This window comes from Methylobacterium sp. J-026 (assembly GCF_022829585.1).
Taxonomy (GTDB): Bacteria; Pseudomonadota; Alphaproteobacteria; order Rhizobiales; family Beijerinckiaceae; genus Methylobacterium.
On sequence record NZ_JAKSYC010000021.1, the window covers coordinates 1 to 3,581 of the forward strand.

The 3,581-nt window shown below is 70.1% G+C and carries 5 protein-coding genes and 1 pseudogene; 1 reads left to right on the forward strand and 5 read right to left on the reverse strand.

Annotated elements, in window-relative coordinates; genetic code table 11:
* From MKK69_RS00625 to MKK69_RS00645, 5 genes are all read right to left on the reverse strand, one after another.
* Positions 1-410, reverse strand: a 410-nt coding sequence (locus tag MKK69_RS00625; RefSeq protein WP_243964720.1) for a MucR family transcriptional regulator, incomplete at its 3' end; no start/stop codon positions are given.
* Positions 411-616: 206 nt separating this feature from the next.
* Positions 617-1,252: a hypothetical protein gene (locus tag MKK69_RS00630; protein WP_243964722.1), complete on the reverse strand. Its 636-nt coding sequence runs from the start codon at positions 1,250-1,252 to the stop codon at positions 617-619.
* Between the two features lie 147 nt (positions 1,253-1,399).
* On the reverse strand, positions 1,400-1,780 hold the full coding sequence (locus tag MKK69_RS00635) for a hypothetical protein (RefSeq protein ID WP_243964724.1): 381 nt from the start codon (positions 1,778-1,780) through the stop codon (positions 1,400-1,402).
* 185 nt (positions 1,781-1,965) lie between these two features.
* Positions 1,966-2,115: a hypothetical protein gene (locus MKK69_RS00640; protein WP_243964725.1), complete on the reverse strand. Its 150-nt coding sequence runs from the start codon at positions 2,113-2,115 to the stop codon at positions 1,966-1,968.
* 93 nt (positions 2,116-2,208) lie between these two features.
* On the reverse strand, positions 2,209-2,742 hold the full coding sequence (locus MKK69_RS00645) for a GAF domain-containing protein (protein ID WP_243964726.1): 534 nt from the start codon (positions 2,740-2,742) through the stop codon (positions 2,209-2,211).
* A 427-nt stretch (positions 2,743-3,169) separates the two neighbouring features.
* On the opposite strand from MKK69_RS00645, the pseudogene MKK69_RS00650 reads away from it, so the two are divergent.
* Positions 3,170-3,581 (forward strand): annotated as a pseudogene (locus MKK69_RS00650) (porin family protein); the annotation flags it as partial.

Below are 3,581 nucleotides of genomic sequence, written 5' to 3' on the forward strand. Positions count from 1 at the left end.
ATCGCCTTGGCCAGGGCGGAGCGCTGCTCGGCGTAGCTCGGGGCGACCATGGGGTAATCGGCCGGCAGGCCGTAGCGGTCGCGGTAGCCGCGCGGGTCGAGCCCGTGGCTGGTCAGGTGGCGCTTGAGCGTCTTGTAGGTCTTGCCGTCGATGAAGCTGACGATCCCGTCGGGCCGGACCGACTTGCGGATCTGAGCCGCGCTCGGCCGGTCCGGATCGGCCTGCTGGGCGGCCGCCCCCGTCTCCGGCCGCAGGGTACCCGCGGCGAGGCCGGCGACGGCTCCGTGCACCCGCGCGATCAGGGCCGGCAGCTCCGCGGCCGGCACGGGGTTGTTCGACACGTAGGCGGCGACGAGCCCGGCCGTGACCACGGCGAAGGTATCGGCGGCCTTGTCGTATGTGTCGTTCATGAGGGGTCCTTCAGATCGCGCTTCGTCTCCTTATCGTTTGGAGCCTTCAAGGGTTTAAACGAAGTAAATTTAAGCAGAACACTTGACGAATAGGCTCGGTTTTGCCCACGCCTCGCCCTCGGCGAGGCGCGGTGAACCACCTCGTCAGTCCTGGACAGGCGCCCGGCCGGCCTGCACGGAACGCGCATCTGCCGGGCGCCGATCGATCACAGGCCGGGGGTCGTGGGATAGGTCCGGACCCGGCCCTGTCCCGCGGCCGTCCCGGCGACAGTCGCCTGCGGGGCCGTCCAGCCGTCCGCGCGCCAGGCGCTGGCCTTCTCGTCGAGGTCGACCGCGCCGTGCCGCTCCAGCACCGCCGTCACCGTCTCGGCCAGACCGGTCCGCGCCGGATCGATGCGGACCGTGACGAGGGTCCCGCCCCGCCGCACGCCCTCGCCGTAGGTATGCGCGTCGCCCTCGCTGACGCCGGCGCCCGTCAGCGCTCCGGCGAGGCCGCCCGCGGCGGCCCCGATCCCGGCCCCCGTCAGGGTGGCGACGAGCCAGCCGGCGGCCACCACCGGCCCGACCCCGGGGATCGCGATCAGCCCGAGCCCGGCCAGGAGACCTGCGGCGCCGCCCGCCAGGGTGCCGAGGGTCGCCCCCGCACCGGTGCCGTCCTTGGCTTTCTCGCGGGTGTCGGTGCTCGCATGTCCGCCCCCGAGGAGGCCGGCATGCTGATCCTTCTCGTTGTTGCTCACGAGGCTCACGTCGCCGTGCGGGATGCCGTTGCCCTCGAGTTCGCTAACGGCGGCGCTGGCCTCCTCGTAGCGGTCGTAGAGGGCCGTAATGGTCTGCTGGGCCATGAGATGTCTCCTGTTTGATACCGGACCGCGATGAGCGTGACGCGATCGAGGTCCGCCCGCGCGATGGCGCGGCGGCATTGGTCTGCCGGATCTCGCTGGGCCCGACCGAGGGTCGGGATCAGCGGGATCTGGTCAGCGTCCGACTGCTCACCGGGCCGCGACGTTGCCCTTGAAATCGAGGCCGACAGCGACGGACTGGCCCCCGTGCATGGCGGTGCCGCGCCAGATGCCGTCGGGATCCTTCTTGAGATCCTTGGCGTCGGCGTAGCCGGCCTTCGCGAGACGCGAGCGGACCTCGCCCTCCGTGAAGCTGTTGGCGCCCTTCTCGAGCTGGACGGTGCCGCCCGTGACGGTGCCGGTGCCGTTCGGCGTCATCTTGTCGGTGTTCGGCCGCGTCACGCTGTCCTGACCGCCGGATTTCTGGCTCGTCTTGGCGTCAGGGGCGGCCGGTGTGCCCGTGACCGTGGTCTGAGCGACGGCGCTCGATCCGAGCAGGGTCGCGAGGACAAGAGCGAGAGATATACGCATGATTGGGCTCCGTCGATCGTTGCGGAACCACAATCTTTTGTCGGAGCAGTACGTTCCAAAATTCAAGAATTTGTAATGCTCGGCTTATTCGCCGGCTTATAGTCGAGATTGTTCTCTCGATGATGCCGGCCCGGTGCGCGCCGCCGGCCGATCGATCCCGTGCGGTCCCCTACGGCTGTCCGGCGTCACTTCCGCTGGCTGGTGGGATTGGGCGTCGCTGCGGTGTCCGGGGACACGGCCGGACTCACGGGGGTGACCTTCGACCATGTGGCCGCGATCAGGATGATGGCGCCCAGCAGGGCGACGAAGATGCCGACGAGGAGGGAGCGCTTCATGAGGAGGCAGGGGTTTCCAGTGGAGTCGCGGAGGCCGAGGAACCGCCGAAGCGGCGGATCGATCCCCGGCGATTCCACCGGCGGCCGCAACCGTCACCGCCCGGAGGGCTGCGCCGGCTCCCGGGACCGGGCCGCCTCGGCCGGACGCCGCACCCGCGCCAGAGCCGCCGCGGCCCGCCGGGCCAGCGCCTCGAGCCGGCGGACGGTCGCGTCATCCGGGATGACGGACGCGCACCAATAGGCGCCGAGCGCGGCGACCGGGACGGGCGCGCCGATCGGCACCACCACGAGGCTGCGCATCGAGGTGGTCCGGTAGGCTGCGACCGGCACCCGGGGATCGTCCTCGATGTCCGGCACGATGGCGGCCTGTCCGTGGAGCATGGCCCAGCCCGAGACGCACTCGGTCAGCCGGAACCGGCGTCCCCGCCAGAGCGGCTCGATGGCGTCCTCGGCGGCGTAGTAGGCGCTGTCGCCCTCGCGCAGGATCACCGCGATCCCGTCGGAGCCGACGATCGCCCGCGCGGATCTGCGGAGGACGGACACGACCTCCTCCAGGGAGGCGGCGGCCTCCAGTGAGTCGATGGCCAGCGCCGGGCCCGGCTCGGGGCGAAAATGCGTCTCGGCCATGCCGCCGGGATAGCGGACGCGCCGTCCTGCGTCCACGACGCCGCCTTCGCGCGACGGGATGCCCGCGGATGGCGGGCGACGGTGCCGGAGGATTCCCGCTCTGCGCGTCAGAACTGGCGGTCGCGACAACTTGCAATAGGGTTCACCAGGCCGTGCCCCGTTCGGCTCCGGTATCGGACCGGCGCCGTCAGGTGATTGCGCGCCCCGGCATATTGACTGCCTATAAAGACAGAGTGCCGCAGCAGAGATTCCTTAATAGTTCCCGATGGACCAATCAGAACGACGTGAAGATGTGTTCTAGCGCACCTTCCTGCTGTGGGGTTCCGGACCTCCGCAGGGGCTGTTGCATCCTTGCACTATCGCCAGATGGCGTCCTGACGTCCTGTCGTCCGGCACACATCCCGTCAAACGGGAGACAGAGGACCAGATGATCAAGAAGCTTCTTCTCGCGAGCGCCGCCACGGCCCTCCTGACCGGTGCCGCCTCGGCCGCCGACCTTCCCCGCCGCGCCGCCCCGCCGCCGGTGTTCACCCCCGTGCCGGTGTTCACCTGGACGGGCGCCTACTTCGGTATCAACGCCGGCTACGCGTTCGACGCCTCCAGCCGCAGCAACAACAACTCCACCTTCGGCGTCCCGGCCCCCTACGCCACCGCCGGCCCCACCGCCACCTTCGGCAACCGCAGCCAGGACGGCTTCTCCGGCGGCGCCCAGATCGGCTACAACTACCAGTTCACCCCGGGCTCGGGTGTGGTCGTCGGCATCGAGGCCGATGCCCAGTACCTCGACTTCGGCCGCAGCCGGAACAACGCCTTCATCAACGGCGCCCTCGCCCCCGGCT